This window comes from Bradyrhizobium sp. TM233 (genome assembly GCF_036247965.1).
GTDB lineage: Bacteria > Pseudomonadota > Alphaproteobacteria > Rhizobiales > Xanthobacteraceae > Bradyrhizobium > Bradyrhizobium ottawaense.
In genome coordinates, this window is the sequence record NZ_BTIG01000220.1 from 1 (window position 1) to 290 (window position 290).

Annotated in this window: 1 protein-coding gene; it reads left to right on the plus strand. The window is 50.3% G+C overall.

All coding sequences use genetic code 11. The features are described from left to right. Positions 1 to 31: 31 nt before the first annotated feature. Positions 32 to 290: hypothetical protein (locus tag AABA86_RS34260; RefSeq protein ID WP_338309887.1), on the plus strand; the 259-nt coding region annotated here is incomplete at its 3' end.

Consider the following 290-nt stretch of genomic DNA (forward strand, 5'->3'; position numbering starts at 1 on the left):
AACCACTGCTCCACGGAGAGCACAAGAGGCAGTGACAGGTATCACGCCTGCGGCTTTGCAACAAATGTTAGATACCTTACAGAAGGTGCAGTCCCAAAACGAGCAGTTGCAAGCCCAGGTTGAGTATCTCACTCAGCGGCAGGATTTTAAGCAAGAACAACGCTTGGAGGCGGAGGATGTAGTTGAATTCCAACCTTTTGTTCCAGCCATCACTAGGGTGGACATTCCAAAGCACCTTCAAACCATGGCATTAGACGCCTTTTCAGGCGAGTCTGATCCTATGGAGCACC